The 17,147-nt window shown below is 70.4% G+C and carries 13 protein-coding genes; 7 read left to right on the top strand and 6 right to left on the bottom strand.

Annotation, left to right across the window (positions count from 1 at the left end; all coding sequences use genetic code 11):
• Positions 1–2: 2 nt before the first annotated feature.
• The 4 genes from QSK05_RS08835 to QSK05_RS08820 all read right to left on the bottom strand — a co-directional run bounded on the left by QSK05_RS08835 (position 3) and on the right by QSK05_RS08820 (position 3,934).
• On the bottom strand, positions 3–932 hold the full coding sequence (locus QSK05_RS08835) for an AAA family ATPase (RefSeq protein ID WP_352300716.1): 930 nt from the start codon (positions 930–932) through the stop codon (positions 3–5).
• 118 nt (positions 933–1,050) lie between these two features.
• Positions 1,051–2,307, bottom strand: a complete 1,257-nt coding sequence (locus tag QSK05_RS08830) for a DUF4350 domain-containing protein (protein WP_285595867.1) — start codon at positions 2,305–2,307, stop codon at positions 1,051–1,053.
• Positions 2,304–2,984 carry a DUF4129 domain-containing protein gene (locus QSK05_RS08825; RefSeq protein ID WP_285595865.1) on the bottom strand — a complete coding sequence of 227 codons (681 nt, stop codon included), beginning with the start codon at positions 2,982–2,984 and terminating at the stop codon, positions 2,304–2,306. The genes QSK05_RS08830 and QSK05_RS08825 overlap by 4 nt, the downstream gene beginning before the upstream one ends.
• Positions 2,981–3,934 carry a DUF7847 domain-containing protein gene (locus QSK05_RS08820; RefSeq protein ID WP_285595863.1) on the bottom strand — a complete coding sequence of 318 codons (954 nt, stop codon included), beginning with the start codon at positions 3,932–3,934 and terminating at the stop codon, positions 2,981–2,983. The genes QSK05_RS08825 and QSK05_RS08820 overlap by 4 nt, the downstream gene beginning before the upstream one ends.
• A gap of 614 nt (positions 3,935–4,548) precedes the next feature.
• Here QSK05_RS08820 and mtrA point away from each other — a divergent pair.
• From mtrA to QSK05_RS08790, 6 genes are all read left to right on the top strand, one after another.
• On the top strand, positions 4,549–5,226 hold the full coding sequence (gene mtrA, locus QSK05_RS08815) for an MtrAB system response regulator MtrA (RefSeq protein ID WP_352300517.1): 678 nt from the start codon (positions 4,549–4,551) through the stop codon (positions 5,224–5,226).
• Between the two features lie 222 nt (positions 5,227–5,448).
• Positions 5,449–7,101 (top strand): MtrAB system histidine kinase MtrB, encoded by a 1,653-nt coding sequence (gene mtrB, locus QSK05_RS08810; protein WP_285595859.1) that lies wholly within the window; start codon positions 5,449–5,451, stop codon positions 7,099–7,101.
• On the top strand, positions 7,098–8,960 hold the full coding sequence (locus tag QSK05_RS08805) for an LpqB family beta-propeller domain-containing protein (protein WP_285595857.1): 1,863 nt from the start codon (positions 7,098–7,100) through the stop codon (positions 8,958–8,960). Before mtrB ends, QSK05_RS08805 begins: the two co-directional genes overlap by 4 nt.
• A 434-nt stretch (positions 8,961–9,394) precedes the next feature.
• Positions 9,395–10,210: a ComF family protein gene (locus tag QSK05_RS08800; protein WP_285595855.1), complete on the top strand. Its 816-nt coding sequence runs from the start codon at positions 9,395–9,397 to the stop codon at positions 10,208–10,210.
• Between the two features lie 146 nt (positions 10,211–10,356).
• Complete coding sequence (gene hpf, locus QSK05_RS08795) at positions 10,357–11,121, top strand: ribosome hibernation-promoting factor, HPF/YfiA family (RefSeq protein ID WP_285595853.1); 765 nt, start codon at positions 10,357–10,359, stop codon at positions 11,119–11,121.
• A gap of 68 nt (positions 11,122–11,189) precedes the next feature.
• Positions 11,190–12,410, top strand: a complete 1,221-nt coding sequence (locus QSK05_RS08790; RefSeq protein WP_502879746.1) for a winged helix-turn-helix domain-containing protein — start codon at positions 11,190–11,192, stop codon at positions 12,408–12,410.
• Between the two features lie 41 nt (positions 12,411–12,451).
• On the opposite strand, the gene QSK05_RS08785 is transcribed toward QSK05_RS08790, so the two are convergent.
• Together QSK05_RS08785 and QSK05_RS08780 are read right to left on the bottom strand one after the other, a co-directional pair.
• Complete coding sequence (locus QSK05_RS08785; protein ID WP_285595850.1) at positions 12,452–13,015, bottom strand: GNAT family N-acetyltransferase; 564 nt, start codon at positions 13,013–13,015, stop codon at positions 12,452–12,454.
• On the bottom strand, positions 13,012–14,169 hold the full coding sequence (locus tag QSK05_RS08780) for a GNAT family N-acetyltransferase (protein ID WP_285595848.1): 1,158 nt from the start codon (positions 14,167–14,169) through the stop codon (positions 13,012–13,014). The genes QSK05_RS08785 and QSK05_RS08780 overlap by 4 nt, the downstream gene beginning before the upstream one ends.
• A gap of 173 nt (positions 14,170–14,342) precedes the next feature.
• On the opposite strand from QSK05_RS08780, the gene secA reads away from it, so the two are divergent.
• Positions 14,343–17,072, top strand: a complete 2,730-nt coding sequence (secA, locus tag QSK05_RS08775; RefSeq protein ID WP_352300714.1) for a preprotein translocase subunit SecA — start codon at positions 14,343–14,345, stop codon at positions 17,070–17,072.
• Positions 17,073–17,147: the final 75 nt, after the last annotated feature.

The following is a 17,147-nucleotide window of genomic DNA, read 5'->3' as shown; positions in this document are numbered from 1 at the left end:
GGTCAGCGGGGGACGGGGACGGCGGCGAGCACGCTGTCCAGCACGCCGTCGGTGGTGACACCCTCCAGCTCGGCCTCGGGCCGCAACTGCATACGGTGCCGCAGCGTGGCCGGGGCGAGCGCCTTCACGTCGTCGGGGGTGACGTAGTGCCGGCCCTGCAGCCAGGCCCAGGCTCGTGAGGTGTTGAGCAGGCCGGTGGCGCCCCGGGGGGACACGCCCAGGGCCAGGGACGGCGACGAACGGGTGGCCTGCACGACGTCGACGATGTAGCCCATCACCTCGCGGCTCACGTCCACGGTGCGGACGGCGCGGGTGGCGGCGGCCAGGTCGGCCGGTCCGGCCACGGCACTCACCCCGGCGGCAGCCAGATCCCGCGGGTCGAAACCGGCGGCGTGCCGGGCCAGTACCTCCAGCTCGACGTCGCGGGGCGGCAGATGCATCGTCACCTTGAGCAGGAAACGGTCGAGCTGGGCCTCGGGCAGCGGGTAGGTGCCCTCGTACTCGACCGGGTTCTGGGTGGCGGCCACGACGAAGGGGTCGGGCAGCGGGCGGGGCCGGCCGTCGACGGTGACCTGCCGCTCCTCCATCGCCTCCAGCAGCGCGGCCTGGGTCTTCGGCGGGGTGCGGTTGATCTCGTCGGCCAGCAGCAGGTTGGTGAACACCGGGCCGTCACGGAACGAGAACTCGCCGCTGCGGTTGTCGTAGACCAGCGAGCCGGTGATGTCGCCCGGCATCAGGTCGGGCGTGAACTGCACCCGGCTCGTCTCCAGCCGCAAAGCGGCCGAGAGCGACCGCACCAGAAGGGTCTTCGCCACGCCGGGTACGCCCTCGAGCAGCACGTGGCCGCGGCAGAGCAACGCGATCACCAGACCGGTGACCGCCTCGTCCTGACCGACCACGGCCTTCGCCACCTCGGTGCGGACCCGCACCAGGGCCTGCCGGGCGGACTCAGCGTCACCGGTCGCGGAGGTGGAGTAGCCGTCCGAGTGCGTGTCCGGTTGCGTGGTCGGGTAGTCGGTCACGAAGGCGAGCCTCTCAGATCGTGCGGTGTCAGCGGGGACGGGTGGGGGTGCTGTGGATGCCGGCGGCCCGTTCGAGTGCGTCCAGCCGGTCGGCCAGTTCGACCAGGGCACCGTCGGACGCCGGCGCCGGGCCGAGCAGGGTCTGCTCGACCTCGAAGAGGTTCCGGCCGGTCGCGGCGGCCACCAGGACCACCAGCTGTTGTGGGGTGGTGCCGCCCGGGGCGGCGACCCGGGTGGCCAGGCGGCGCAGGCTGGTGGTGCGGAGCGTGGCCGCGGCCCGGCCCCGGGCCCCGGCCTGGCGGTACAGCCGCGCCCGGCCCTCCTGGGTCTCGGCGGCCCGCACGACCACCGGCAGCGGTTCGCCGACCAGCCGGCCGAAGCGCCGCGCGCGCCAGGCCATCGCCAGCAGGGTCACGAGGGCCAGCTGGGCCAGCGACCAGAGCACCCAGCCGGGCATCAGGTCGGTCAACGCGGGCCGCTGGTCGGCGCCGACCACCTCCAGCGGGTCGGGCATGTACCAGACCAGCGACGACTGCGCGCCGAACGTGTTCAGGGCCAGGGCCGCGTTGCCGTTCTCGGCGAGGTGCTCGTTGGTGAGGAGGTCGGACTGGCCGATCACGATGACCTGCCGGCCGTTCGCCGTCGTCACCACATAGCTGCCGCGCTCGGTACTGCTGTCTACCCCCGAGGTGTCGTCGGAGTCGGACTGCGGGTAGCAGACGGCCACCCCGCCGTCCGTGGCCCTGCCGGAACGGGCGTAGAGATGGCCACCGCCCCGGATGTCTCCGGCGGTGACCGCAGCCCCGACCGAGCAGTCGGCGTACTCCGGATCGGTGCGGTTGCTGTAGCCGGCGGCCCGCACCTGGGGGGCCAGCACGCTCAGGGTGACCTCGTCCGGCTCGATCAGGACCAGCCGGCTCGCGTCGTCCCGGGCCAGCCGGTCGAGCTGCTCGGGTGCGAGCAGCATGGTGTCGGCGACCACCAGGGTGCTGGCCAGGGTCGTGGCACCCGTGGCCTCGTCCGTGCGGTCGGCCCGCACCACGTCGACCCCCTGGCGGCCCAGAACCTGGGCCAGGGCCCGGCCGCCCTCGGGAGCGGCGTTGGCGGGACTCAGCCGCCGGCCGTCATCGCCGGCCGGAACGGTCAGTGCGATCACGGTGCCTGCGAGGACGATGACCACGAGCACACACAGCGGCCAGCGCCAGCGCCGCCAGGCTGCCGTCGAGTCCTGACGCAGGCTCGGAGGTGCGGGGGCGGCGATCGGGGCCTCGGCGGCCGTGCTCATCGCGAAGTCACCTGTTCAGTGTTGTTGTCCCGGGGCAGACCGGCGGTCGCCCGGGCGGCCCGCACCTGCTCGTCCAGCCGGCGCAGGAACCCGTCCGCCTCGCGTCCCCGCTCATCGGTCAGTTCCAGGTGGCCGTAACAGATGTCGTCGAAATGCCGGGCGGCCGTGCGCAGGTCACCGGCCAGTGCGGGCAGGGCCGTGCCACCCTCACGGGCCACCTCGACGGCGGTCGCGCCGGGGAAGACCGGTACCAGCGCGCGCTCGCCGAGTTCCCGGGCGACGGCCCGGAAGCGTTCCAGCACGGCGTCGCCCCACTGGCCGGCGGCGGCGAGCCGGTCCGCGGCGGCGCGATGGTCGGCGGCGGTGGTGACGTGGGCCGGCAGCACCGCCGCCGGACGCCGCCGGTGGCCCCGGCGGATACCGCCGGAGCGCCAGAGCGCCAGACCGACCGCGACCACCAGCAGCACGGCGAGGATCGTGACGGTGATCTGGACCGGTGAATCGAAGCCGGGATGGACACCCTGGAACTTCTCCTGGATCCAGTCGACCGCCCGCTGGATGAGCCCGGGCCGCGCCTCCTGGTACTCCCGGCGGCTCAGCTCGGAGACGACCCACTCCCGGGCCTGCCCACGGTCCGGCTCGACGGGGACCTCGGCCGGCGGTGCTGCGAACTTCACCGGGGCTGCTCCGAGCGCAGCATCTCCACATCCATGCCCTCGCGCCGCATCCGCAGGTCGAGGTAGAGCAGGGCGATGGCGCCGGCGGAGAACGGGTAGACCACGGCGCCCGCCAGGATCGTGCCGACGTCGGTGAATATCTGCTGCACGAACAGGGAGGTGCCCAGGTCGAGGTCGCCCGAGAGCGAGACCACGTTGCCGATGAGCTGGAACGGCACCCCGAAGATCTGGGTGATCACGGACGCGATCACCATGGTCAGCAGGCTGATGCCGAACACCCGCCAGAACGAGCCGCGCACCAGGCGGGCCGAGCGGCGCAGCGCGGCGACGACGCCGAGGTTCTCGAGCAGCAGGGCGGGTGCGGCCACCGACCAGAAGCCCAGGTAGAACACGGCGTAGGTGAGGGCTCCGGCGAGCCCGCCGGCCAGCAGCGCGATGACCCCGGCGATCAGCAGGCCGTCGCTGTCGCCGGAGATGCCGGCCCAGGTCAGCAGGCCGCCCGGGACCAGGCAGAGGCCGATGAACAGCGGTGCGACGAGAACCATGAGCAGCGCCAGGCCGAGCACGGACCAGAGGCGGTGGCGGGCCCGCTGCCACAGCTGCCCCGGGGAGAGCGTCTCGCCCCGCACGGCACCGCCGACGGCGACGATGAGCATGCCGGTGATGATCGTGGTGGAGAGCACCGACTGGACCAGGGAGACGAGCAGCGTCACCCCGAGGACGCCGAACAGGTCGTAGAAGGAGTCCCAGTCCATCGTGTCCAGCGTCTCGGCGTCGCTGGTGAGCAGCGGGTTGGAGAAGAGGTCGTTGAGGGCCAGCAGCTGCGGCACGGTGCCCAGCGCGATGATGATCGCGCCGATGATCGCGGAGAACCCGACCATGGTGCGCGGGTTGGCGCGGATCGCGCGGATCGAGCCGTCGTAGATCTCGCCGATGCTCAGCGGACGCATCGGGATGATGCCCGCACCCCGGCCCGCACCCCGCTGCCAGCCGGGCTGTCCCGGGGAGGGGGAGTTCCAGCCGCCCTGCGGAGGAGGAGCACCCCACCCGTTGTTCTGGGGTGGTGCCGCGTTCCAGCCGGAGGGAGGCGCACCCCAGCCCGGCGGCTGATCGGGACCCGGAGGGGGTGCGTAGCCGGGCTGTCCGTGGCCCTGACCGTTCCATCCCGGCTGCGGGGGGTACGGAGACTGCTGGGAATGGGGCGGTTGTTGCTGTGGGTACTGCGGCTGCTGTGTCTGCTGCGGATGAGAGGGCGGCTGACTTCCGCCCCAGCCCCAACCCGAAGGGGGCGACCCGGGCGCGGAGCCCGTCGGCGTCTCTTGTGGTTGCTGTTGATCTGCCTGCTGACCTGCGGATTGATCGTCGGAGGACGAGCCGGGACGCTTCTCCGGTTCACCACCGGGTACCGACCAGCCACCTGGTTGTTCGGACACCCGGCAACCCCTCCCGCTCGTTCTTCCCCACCGCGTCGAACGGGGCTGATGACCATCTTGCCCCGGAGGTTCATCCTGGCATGTCGGGCCCGTTTCGTTTTTTGTCCCCGGTCTTTGACACGATGTCCCCCATGAGAGGCCGGGTTCTCGTCGTCGATGACGACAATGCACTGTCGGAGATGCTCGGGATCGTCCTGCGGGGCGAGGGGTTCGAGCCAGTTTTCTGCGCGGACGGCGCAGGGGCACTGGAGGCGTTCCGTGCCACCCGTCCTGATCTGGTGTTGCTCGACCTGATGCTGCCGGGCAAAGACGGCATCGAGGTCTGCCGCCTGATCCGGGCGGAGTCGGGCGTCCCGATCGTGATGCTGACGGCGAAGACCGACACGGTCGACGTCGTACTGGGGCTGGAGTCGGGTGCCGACGACTACATGGTCAAGCCCTTCAAGCCGAAAGAGCTGGTCGCGCGCGTTCGGGCGCGGCTGCGGCGCACCGACGAGCCGGCGCCGGAGGCCCTGGAGATCGGTGAGGTCTCCATCGACGTCGCCGGGCACGTGGTCCGGCGCGGCGGTGAGGTGATCTCGCTGACCCCGCTGGAGTTCGACCTGCTGGTCGCACTCGCCCGCAAGCCCTGGCAGGTGTTCACCCGTGAGGTGCTGCTGGAGCAGGTCTGGGGATACCGGCACGCGGCGGACACCCGTCTGGTGAACGTTCACGTGCAGCGGTTGCGGTCGAAGATCGAGAAAGACCCCGAGCGGCCGGAGATCGTGGTCACCGTGCGCGGCGTCGGGTACAAGGCCGGGCCGGCCTAGCCGGTGGCGGGGGGGTCACCGAAGTCCGGCGGGGCCAAGTCCACCGGGGCCAAGTCCGCTGGGGCCAAGTCCACCGGGGCCAGCGGTCAGGCCAAGAAACCGACGGGTCCGGCCCGGGCCGTCCGCCGGCCCGCGGCCGGGGCACCTGCTCCGGCGCGGCCGGCTTCCCGGGGTCCGGTCGGTCGGGCGAGGCGGTTCTTCGGCCGTGTTCGGCACGGGGTGATGTGGCGCGCGAAGAAACTGCTCAAGAAGATCCGGCGGCGGTGGAGCCGGTCGATGCGGCTGCGCGTGGTCGCCACCACCATGCTGCTCGGCCTGGGCGTGGTGCTGGTGGTCGGCAACTTCCTCCTGATGCGGATCCGGGACGGTCTGATCGACTCCCGCACCGAGACCGCCACGGCGGAGGCGGCCAGCCTGACCGATGAGGCCAACACCGTCCTGGCGGCCACCGACTACCCGGACAGCACACGCCAGGAGAGCGACATCAACGACCTCCTGGCCCAGTTGCAGGGGCCGGAGGGCACCGACAGCCGCGAGGTGATCCTGCGCCGGGCGCAGCGATCCACCCAGCCGACCGAACTGAAAGACCGGGCCACTCCCGGCGTCCCGCTGAACGTGATCCCGCAGACGCTGCGCGACGCGGTGAACTCCCGTGGCCGTCAGCAGTCGCAGATCACCACCATGCCGCTGAACGGTGAGGAGGTGCCGGCGCTGGCCGTCGGCACCATCATCGACGTGCCGCTGTCCGGCGACTACGAGCTGTACTTCGTCTTCCCGCTGGAGCGGGAGACGCAGATCCTCGACCTGGTGCGGCGCACACTGCTGCCCTCCGGGCTGGGCCTGGTGCTGCTGGTCGGCGGTGTGGCCTACGTGATCACCCGGCAGGTGGTGACGCCGATCCGGCAGGCCGCGAAGACCGCCGAGCAACTGGCCTCCGGCCGCCTGGACATGCGCATGAAGGTGCGTGGACAGGACGACATCGCCCGGCTGGGGCGGGCGTTCAACGGCATGGCGGCAGGCCTGGAACGGCAGATCCACCAGCTCGAAGAGCTTTCCCGTGTGCAGCGGCGCTTCGTCTCCGACGTCTCGCACGAACTGCGGACCCCTCTCACCACGATCCGGATGGCCAGCGAGGTCATCCACGAGAGCCGGGACGAACTCGGCGACCCGGTGCTGAGGCGCAGCGCCGAGCTGCTGCAGACCCAGCTCGACCGGTTCGAGTCCCTGCTCGGCGACCTGCTGGAGATCAGCCGGTTCGACGCCGGGGCCGCGGTGCTGGACGTCGAGTCGGTGGACGTGCGTGAGCTCGCCGAGCGGGTCGTCGACAACCTGGTGCCGCTCGCCGAGCGCAAGGGCAGCACGATCGTGCTGCAGCTCTCCTTGCACCCCTGTGTGGCCCAGGTGGATTCCCGCCGGGTCGAGCGGGTGGTGCGCAACCTGGTCGGCAACGCGATCGAGCACGGTGAGGGCCGGCCGATCGAGGTGCAGGTGGCCGAGTCGACCGACGCTGTGGCCATCGCCGTGCGCGACCACGGGGTGGGGCTCAGCTCGGAAGAGCTGAGCATGGTCTTCAACCGGTTCTGGCGCGCTGATCCGGCGCGGGCACGCACCACCGGGGGCACCGGTCTGGGACTGTCCATCTCGCAGGAAGACGCCCACCTGCACGGGGGCTGGTTGCAGGTCTGGGGCGAGCCGGGGGTCGGGGCGGTGTTCCGTCTGACCCTGCCCAAGCAGGTCGGGGCGCTGCTGGTCGGGTCCCCGCTACCGCTGGTACCTCATCTGGGCACCGACACCGGTTCACTGCTGATGCTCGCGCCGGGGCCCGAGATGGAGGGGCAGCTCGAGGAGCCGGGACTGGAGGCGGGTCAGCTGTGAGTCGTGCTTGGGGACGCGTACCCGCCCTGGTTCTCGCCATGGTCGCCGTGGTCGGGTTGCCGGGTTGCGCGACCATTCCCCGCACCGGCCCGGTGATCAGCGGGGACGTCATCAACGACGACCCGCTCGAGGGCGTCTTCCAGCTGGCGCCGGAGGGCCCGAAGACGGGGCAGAGCCCGGTCGAGGTGGTGCGGGGTTTCCTGGCCGCCAGCGCTGGTTACAGCGACGACCACGCGGTCGCCCGCAGCTTCCTGAGCCCGGAGCGTCGCCTGGCCTGGCGTCCCGACACCTCGGTGACCGTGTTCCGTTCGCTGGACACCCTGAGCACGCGACAGCTGCCCGAGGACGATGACGACTCGCAGGCCACCGCCTCGGTCACGCCTTCCGCGACGGCGGGCGCCGACGCCGGCGCCGCCGGTGCGGCGGGGGCCGCCCCGGGGCGTGAGGTCGCCGAGGTGGTCGTCCGGGCTCCGTCGATCGCCCACATCGACAGCAGCGGCCGGTACCGGGTGATCCCGCCCGGATCGAAGGCCGAGCCTCGCTACTTCGGGCTGGTGAAGAGCGGCGGCCAGTGGCGCATCAACACGCTGAACGACGGAATCCTCATCACCCGCAACGACTTCAACGTGACGTTCAAGCCGTACTCGGTGTACTTCCCCGATGCCGGTGGCGACTACCTGGTGCCGGACACCCACTGGTTCGCCAGCGCACCGGGCTCGCCGGAGCTGCCCACCGCCCTGGTGCGCGCGCTGCTGGAGGGGCCGCCGGACTGGCTGGCCGACGCGGTGGCGACGAGTGTGCCGCCGGGCACCGAGATGGCGGTGTCGGCGGTGGTGGTCTCGAACGGCATCGCGACGGTCGACCTGACCCGTAACGCCCGGCTGGCCGATGACCGCCAGCGACAGTTGATGCTGGCCCAACTGCAGACCACTCTGGGTCAGCTGCGCACCATCTCGTCGGTGCGGATCACGGTCGAGCGGGTGTCGTACAACATTCCCTCGGAGTCCGGCCCACGCCCGGTGGTGGACCCGGCGGTCGGCGGTGCCGCCGTCGGCATCGATACCAAGGGCCGGATGGTGCGGATCGGTGTCGACGGCAACGAGGTGGTCAAGGGGCTCGAGGATCTCGACTCCCTGAACGCGGTCTACGGGCTGGCCTCGCCGGGGGTGTCCTACGACGGGGGCTGGTTCGCCGCACTCTCCGCCGACCGGTCGCGCCTGCTGCTTTCCGAGGCCGGCTCCGGCAAGACCACGCAGTTGCCCGGCTCCGGTTTCACCGCACCGTCGTTCGACACCCGCGGCTGGCTGTGGACGGCGGACGCGTCGGGTGTCCGGGCGGTGGACATCGCCCAGGCGGCCTCGGACGACGACCGGGTGCTCGTGGAGGCCGACTGGCTGAAGGATTACCAGGTGGAGGCGCTGCGCGTCTCGCGGGACGGCACCCGGGCGGTACTGGCCATCACGGACAACGGCGAGCCGCACGTCTTCCTCACCGGCATCGTGCGGGACGAGAGCGGCCGGCCGGTGCGCCTGACGCAGCCCGAGGGCATCGTTCCCGACCTGGTCTCGGTGCGTGACGTGGCCTGGGTGGACGAGAAGCACCTCGCGGTGCTCGGCCGGAGGCTGCCGTCGGCGGCGAACGCCAATGACGAGACGGTCTCCGCCGGTGTCGATCGGCCGTGGATCGTGGAGATCGGCGGCACGATCCAGCCGATCGACGCGGTCGCCGGAGCCGAGACCATCACTGTGGGTGATGGCGCCTCCACCTTGATCGTGGGCACCGAGGAGGGCACCCAAGGACGGTCCCGGCCGTCCTGGGCGAAGATCTCCAGCGCGCGGTGGCCCGCCTTCCCCGGCTGACCCGATCACCTGCCCGGATCGCCCGGTATTTCGGTCTGTCGGTTTTCGTTCGTTGTCCTGCGCACCGTCGTGATCTGTCTGTGATAGGCGCGTTCGGGCCGAACGTCCGGCGGTTGCCGATCGGCCGTGATGCGTTCGTGATGGGCCGATGTGAACGGGCGCTCAGTGCTCGCTCAAGCAGTTCCGGGAAGTTCCCTTTCGGAGGGTGCTCCGAATTATTGCGTCATTCGGGTGATGAGTTCTTCCACCCGGGCCGCAAGGCCGGTGTGTTGCGGACGTAGGACCCGGGAACATCACCGTCCGGCGTCGTACATTCACAGGTAGGCACAACGAAGTCCTTATCCACAGTACGGCGGCCGGAGATGGCGGGCCGATACCGGACAGGCCAGGGTGGAATCATGCTTTTCACAGCGAAAGCAATGAATTCGGCAGGCATGTTCTGGCGACTGGGCGGAGGGCTGGTCTGGCCCCCGGAGTGTGCCGGGTGCGGTGCTCCGGACGTGCCGTTGTGCGCCGCCTGCGGCGGTCTGCTGGACGCTCCGGCGTTCTTCCGGCCGATGGTGGGCTGGCCACCCGGCTGGGGCGTCTGGGGTGCCACGACCTACGGCGGCGTAGCGGCCCGGCTGGTGGTGGCCTGGAAGGAGCGCGGGCGCCATGACCTCACCGGACCGTTCGGCGCAGCTCTGGCCAGGGCGCTCCTGGCCTGCCGGGCGTCTACTCGTGGGCCGGGTGGTCGCTGGCTGGTGGTGCCGGTCCCCTCGTCCGGCCCGGCCCGTCGCCGGCGGGGTGGCGACCTGGTCGCCGACCTGGCCCGCCAGGCCGTCCGGCAGGCCGGCCCGGCCTGGTCGGCCGCCGGTTTCGGCCCGCCGCCACAGGTCGCGCCGGTGCTCACGCACCGCCGTGGTGTCCGCGATCAGGGGGAACTGTCCGCCCGGGCCCGGCGCGACAATCTGGCGGGTGCGCTTGCCGTCCGGGAGGGACTGCGCTTTCCTCTCCGGCAACGCGGATGCGTCATCGTCGATGACGTTGTCACGACCGGCGCGACCGCGGCAGAAGCGGCGCGCGCGCTGACCTCTCAGGGGGCCCGCGTGGTCGGTGTCAGCGGTTTGTCGGTGACATTACGTCGGACAGGGGGTATCCACATCGGAACGCCTGCTCTAATCTCGACGCACGGCGGCCGTCGGGTCGCCACTTCCGCCCTCCACGCTGATTTCGGCGCGGAAAGCAGGAAGGAGGATGTCAAGAAGTAGCTGGCTTCTCGCCCAGCGATTTCCCCGTCATTGCACTGGCGCCCGTGCCATTTCCGGGCCGATTCCGGTTCGATTCGGAACCTTCCGAGATCGCGGCCCGTTCGGCCTGGCACATGAGGCGTAGCAACGCTACAGGAGGATTCTTCGTGGACATCGTGATTACTGGTCGGCACGTTGAGGTTACAGACCGGTTCCGGCGGATCGCCGAGGAGAAGCTGGAGAAGGTGTCCCAGCTCAGCCCGACGGCCTTCCGTATCGACGTCGAGCTGTCCCACGAGCGGAATCCGCGGCAAAGCAGCAACTGCGAGCGGATCGAGATAACCGTGCGCGACCGCGGTCCGGTCATCCGCGCCGAAGCCTGCGGCCAGGACGAACTGTCCGCGCTGGACATCGCCTTCGGCAAGCTGCTCGAGCGGCTCCGGCGCGTGGCCGACCGGAAGAAGGTCCATCACGGCCGGCACGCCCCCGCCACGGTGCGCGGCCTCGGGGCCCCCGGTGAAGGCGGCCGGACCGGTGCCGCAGTGACCCAGGCCGGCATCGCGCTGGCCGAGCGCCCGATCGAAGACACAGCCGGCACCCGGAACGGTGCCCCCACGAAGACCCGCGACCCTCTCGAGGACGCCGCGGACGAGATCGACGGCTTCGCCGAGAGCATGGACTGGGCCAACCTGCCCGAAGGGGCCGAGGCGCTCGCGGACAGCCCGGTGGTGATCCGCACGAAAGACCACGAGGCCCGGCCGATGACCATCGACCAGGCGCTCTACGAGATGGAGCTCGTGGGTCACGACTTCTTCCTCTTCGTCGACGCCGCGTGCAACCGGCCCTCTGTGGTCTATCGTCGGCGCGGGTGGAACTACGGAGTGATTCGACTGGCAGTCGACGCGGAGGCCACGGCCGGCGCGCCGGCCTGAGACCCTCTGCCCCCGAAGCACCTTTACCCGACCCGGCCGTTCCCGGGAGGAGATCCTCCCGGGAACGGCTGAGTCTGCCCCAGGCCCGCCGTATTGCCCTGGCCGCACAAGGTTTCGGGGTGGAGCGGCCCAGCGGGCCGATCAGTTCGCGGCACGTCCAGAAGGTGATCGACACCGTCGGCGTGCTGCAGATCGACTCGGTGAACGTGCTGTCGCGCAGCCACTACCTGCCCGTCTTCAGCCGGCTCGGTGACTACCCACGGGCGCTGCTGGAGAAGGCCGCGAACACCGCGCCGCGGCGGATGGTGGAGTACTGGGCCCACGAGGCGTCGTTCATCGCGCCCGAGACCCACCGGCTGCTGCGCTGGCGCATGGACCGTGCCGCGCACGAGGCCTGGGGCGGTATGCAGCGCATCGCCCGTGATCGCGCCGAGCTGCTCGACGAGGTGCTCGAGGTGATCGACCGGCACGGGCCGCTGACCGCCTCCGCCGCCGAGAAGATCGTGGGCGACGGAACACCGCGCGAGCGAACCGGTGAATGGGGCTGGAACTGGAGCGACGTCAAACGGGCCATCGAGTTCCAGTTCTGGGCCGGGCGGATCACCTCCGTCGGCCGCACCCAGCAGTTCGAGCGCCGCTACGCCCTACCCGGGCGGGTGCTGCCGAAAGCCGTGACCGCGGCTGCCGACCCCGACCCCGAAGATGCCCGGCGGGAGCTGGTACGGATCGCCTCCCGGGCTCTGGGGGTCGCGACAGAGCGCTGTCTGCGCGACTACTTCCGGCTGAAACCGGCCGAGTCCCAGGCCGCCGTCCGGGACCTGGTCGAGGCCGGTGAGCTGCTGCCGGTGACCGTCGAGGGCTGGGGGCGCCAGGCCTATCTGAACCCGGGGGCCCGGGTGCCGCGCCGGATCACTGCCCGGGCCCTGCTGAGCCCCTTCGACTCCCTGGTCTGGGAACGTCCGCGCACGGAGGTGCTCTGGGACTTCCGCCTGCGGCTGGAGATCTACACCCCGGCCGCCAAGCGTGAATTCGGCTACTACGTGCTGCCTTTCCTGCTCGGCGAGCAGCTGGTGGGCCGGGTCGACCTGAAGGCCGACCGGGCGCCCGGCGGGGGAGGGCGGCTGCTGGTGAAGGCGGCCTACTCCGAGCCCGGGGTGCCGGCGCCGGCCGTTCTCGGGGAACTGGCCGACGAGCTGCGGCTGATGGCCCGGTGGCTGGAGCTGGACGGGGTGGTCGCCGAGCCGAAGGGAGATCTCGGCCCGGCGCTCGCCCAGCTGTTCGGGCGGTGAGGAGGGGCGTGACGGGTCCCGTCAGGTGAGGTGCCTCGTCCTCAATGCTGGTTCTGCTCGTCGGAGGTGAGCCGGGCGTGCAGGTGCTCGTCGGAGAGCCGGCCGTCGACGGGGTAGCGCATGGCCTCACGCATGACGCCCTCCATCGGGTACCCGCCCCGCCGGGCCACGCCGCAGGACCGGGCGTTCTCGACCGCGTGGTAGAGCTCGATGCGGTGCCACCCCAGCCGGGCGAAGACCACGGTGCTCGAGCGTGTGAGGGCCTGGGCCGCCAGGCCCCGGCCCCGAGCCTCGGGCATCAGCCAGTACCCCACCGAGCCGGTGCCGAGTTCCTCGTCGAGCAACCCGAAGCGCACCTGCCCGATGGCCTCCCCGCCCGGCTCGGTGATGGCCCAGGCCGCACCGGCCCCGTCGTGCCACTGGCCGTTCCAGGTGTGGACGGCCCCGAGCACGGCGTCGCGGTCGTCGAGGAGCTGCGACGCGTACTGCCGGACCAGCACGTCGCGCATGGCCATCTGGATCATGGGGGCGTCGGAGGTACTCCAGGGGCGCAGTCGGTAGCCGTCCGCCAGGGCTGACTCCGGCTGGCGGCGGGGCCGGCTCATGCCGGGTACTCGAGGGTGGCCAGATCGGCGGGCACCATGTCGTACTTCACCAGGCCGGTGCGGGCACCGCCCGACGGTGGCTGGTGGATGTTGCGCTCGATGCCGACCCGCCGGAACCCGGCCCGCTCGGCGACGCGTTGCGAGGCCAGGTTGTCGGCGCTCGCCCGCAGGCCCAGGTTGTTCCAGCCCAGACCGCCCTCCTCGACCGGGAGCAGGGCGTGCCGTGCGGCCAGGAACGTCGCCTCGGTCGCGAGGCCCCGCCCGCGCCCCTCGGGATGCAGCCAGTAGCCGATCTCGCCCTGACCGTCGCGGAGGTTCTGCACAAAGACCTGTACCTCACCGAGCATCACGTCCAGCTCCGGATCGACCACCACCCAGGACAGCACTCGCCCGGCGGCCGCGCTCTCGGCGTCCCGTTCCAGATGGGCCCGGGCATCAGCCTCGGTGTAGGTCTCCTTGATGCCCGGGATCCAGCGCTTGTTCGCCGGGTCGGCGTGGCCCTGCACGAAGCGGGGGACATCGCTCTCCCGGGCCGCGCGCAGCTTCACCGAGCGACCGGTGATCGTCACCGGGTCGAACCAGGGATGGGCCGGCACCAAGGCCGTGTCCGGGGTCACGCGCATCGATCCCAGCCAGCCGTCGACGATCGCTCCCCGGTGTTCCAGCAGACCGGGCAGCGGGCCCTCCACGGTGAAGCCCACCGACCAGGCAGCCCGCCGGCTGGCCCAGTTGCCGGCGTTGGCCCGCCACTGCACCACCTGGATGCCCTGACGGGCGCCCCAGGGCAGCACCAGGCGCAACACCCGGGTCATGAGGCCCCGGCCCCGCGCCTGCGGGGCCAGGGCGAAGCCGACCTCGGCCAGTGCGGGCAGGACCGGCCGGCGCAGGTCGACCGCCCCCACCAGCCGGCCCTCGTACTCGATGCCGAAGTCGAAACGTGATCCCTCGGCCCACGACCGTCGCCCGGCGGCGACGTACTCGAGGGCGTGTTCACGCCGGTAGGGCCACGGAACCGTGGTCCAGCGCTCCATGGCCGGGTCGTTGCAGTACGCGACGATGGTGTCGACGTCTGCTTCACGAAGCTCGCGCAGCGTCACCAAACCGTCGGTGAGCTGGGGGACAAGGCTGCTGGAGGAAGACCACTCACCCGACACACCTGCGAGCCTGACCGATGAAGCGCCGGTGGAGCAAACACGTTTGGTCCCAAGCCTGTCTACGATGGAGGGCACGGCACGGCACTGCCGTTCGTCATGCCTAGAAGCGGCAGCGTGATCACAGGTCGCGCCGCCGGACACAAGCACGGTTGAAGGATCTGGGAGAGCGCCCCGTGGTGAAGATCGTCGAGAAGCTGCTGCGAGCCGGAGAAGGCCGCACCCTGAAGCGGCTGCAGAACCAGGCTGCACAGGTCAACGCGCTCGAGGATGACTTCGTCCGGCTCAGCGACACCGAGCTGCGGGAAGAAACCGAGCGGTTCAAGGCACGCTTCGCCGATGGCGAGAGTCTCGATGCGCTACTGCCCGAGGCCTTCGCCACCGTGCGCGAGGCCGCGAAGCGCACCCTCGGCCAGCGGCACTTCGACGTGCAGCTCGTCGGTGGCGCGGCACTGCACTCCGGCAACATCGCGGAGATGAAGACCGGTGAGGGCAAGACCCTCGTCGCCACCGCACCGGCCTACCTGAACGCCCTGTCGGGCGGCGGGGTGCACGTGGTCACGGTCAACGACTACCTGGCCGAGTACCAGTCCGACCTGATGGGCCGCGTCTACCGTTTCCTCGGTCTCTCGGTGGGCAACATCCTGTCGCAGATGACACCGGCGCAGCGTCGTGAGTCGTACGCGTGCGACATCACCTACGGCACGAACAACGAGTTCGGCTTCGACTTCCTGCGCGACAACATGGCGTGGAACGGCGAGGACCTGGTGCAGCGCGGCCACTCCTTCGCCATCGTCGACGAGGTCGACTCCATCCTGATCGACGAGGCGCGCACGCCGCTGATCATCTCCGGCCCGGCCGACCAGCCCACCAAGTGGTACGTCGAGTTCGCCAAGCTGGCCAAGGTGCTCAAGCGCGACGACGACTACGAGGTCGACGAGAAGAAGCGCACCGTGGGTGTGCTCGAGAGCGGCATCGAGAAGATCGAGGACCACCTCGGCATCGACAACCTCTACGAGAGCGTCAACACCCCCCTGATCGGCTACCTGAACAACGCCGTGAAGGTGAAGGAACTGTTCAAGCGCGACAAGGAGTACGTCGTCACGAACGGCGAGGTGATGATCGTCGACGAGCACACCGGTCGTATCCTCGCCGGCCGTCGCTACAACGAGGGTCTGCACCAGGCCATCGAGGCCAAGGAGGGCGTGGAGATCAAGAGCGAGAACCAGACGCTCGCCACGATCACCCTGCAGAACTACTTCCGCATGTACGACAAGCTCTCCGGGATGACCGGTACCGCCCAGACCGAGGCGGCCGAGCTGATGTCGATCTACAAGCTGGGCGTGGTCAGCATCCCGACCAACCGCTCGATGCAGCGCAAGGACCAGTCCGACCTGATCTACAAGACCGAAGAGGCGAAGTTCGACGCGGTCGTCGAGGACATCGCGGAGAAGCACGCCACCGGTCAGCCCGTGCTCGTCGGCACCACCAGCGTGGAGAAGAGCGAGCACCTCTCCGAGCTCCTGCGCAAGGCCGAGGTCACGCACGAGGTGCTGAACGCCAAGCAGCACGAGCGGGAGGCCGCGATCGTCGCGCAGGCCGGCCGCAAGAACGCGGTCACGGTGGCCACGAACATGGCCGGTCGTGGTACCGACATCATGCTCGGCGGGAACGCCGAGTTCACCGCGGTCGCGACGCTGAAGGCGCGAGGGCTCGACCCGGTCGAGACTCCCGAGGCCTACGAGGAAGCCTGGCCGGCCGCCCTCGAGGCGGCCAAGCAGTCGACGAAGGACGAGCACGAAGAGGTCATCGAACTCGGCGGCCTCTACGTGCTGGGCACCGAGCGGCACGAGTCGCGGCGTATCGACAACCAGCTGCGCGGTCGTTCCGGCCGTCAGGGCGACCCGGGCGAGAGCCGGTTCTACCTTTCGCTGCAGGACGACCTGATGCGCATGTTCAACTCCGGCATGGTCGAGTCGTTCCTCACCGCGGCCAAGGTGCCGGACGACGTCCCGATCGAGTCGCGCATGGTCACCCGCGCCATCCAGAGCGCGCAGAGCCAGGTCGAGGGCCGCAACTTCGAGATCCGCAAGAACGTGCTCAAGTACGACGACGTGCTGAACCGCCAGCGTGAGGTCATCTACGCCGAGCGCCGCCGGGTGCTCGAGGGCGCCGACCTGCACGAGCAGATCGGGCACTTCGTCGACGACGTGCTGAAGAGCTACATCCAGGCCGCGACCGCCGAGGGCTTCGCCGACGACTGGGACCTCGAGCAGCTCTTCACCGAGATGAAGCGCCTCTACCCGGCCACCATCTCGCTCGAAGACGTTATCGAGGAGGCCGGCGAACGGGGCGCCATCACGCAGGACATGCTGATCGCGGAGCTCACCGCCGATGCGCGGCTGGCCTACGAGAAGCGCGAGGAAGAGCTCGGAGAGGACACGCTGCGCGAGCTCGAGCGCCGCGTCGTGCTCTCTGTGCTCGACCGTAAGTGGCGTGAGCACCTGTACGAGATGGACTACCTGCAGGAGGGCATCCACCTGCGGGCCATGGCTCAGCGTGACCCGCTGGTCGAGTACCAGCGCGAGGGCTACCTGCTCTTCCAGGCCATGACCGAGGGCATCAAGGAAGAGTCCATCGCCTACCTCTTCCACGTCGAGGTCGAGGTGCAGCCTGCCGAGGAGGCGAGCCTCAGCCAGGACGCCCCGGTTCTCGTCGCCAAGGGGCTGGTCGCCGGTCAGCAGCGTCCCGCGCAGCTGCAGTACAGCGCCCCCAGCGAGGACGTCGGTGGTGGCGTCGAGGTGCACCAGGAGAACAACAACGGCACGGCCACCCCGGTGGACGAGGACGGCGCACCGGTCAACCGGGCGTCGCGGCGCGCGTCGCGTAAAAAGGGCCGTCGCTGACGAAGGGCCTTCGGGCCTTCTGCCCTGACAGCTGAACGGCCGAGGAGGAGGGTCGGGCGCGGTTCGCCCGGTGGT

This window comes from Kineosporia sp. NBRC 101731, assembly GCF_030269305.1.
GTDB lineage: Bacteria > Actinomycetota > Actinomycetes > Actinomycetales > Kineosporiaceae > Kineosporia.
This window is presented reverse-complemented; position numbering and strand designations above follow the sequence as displayed.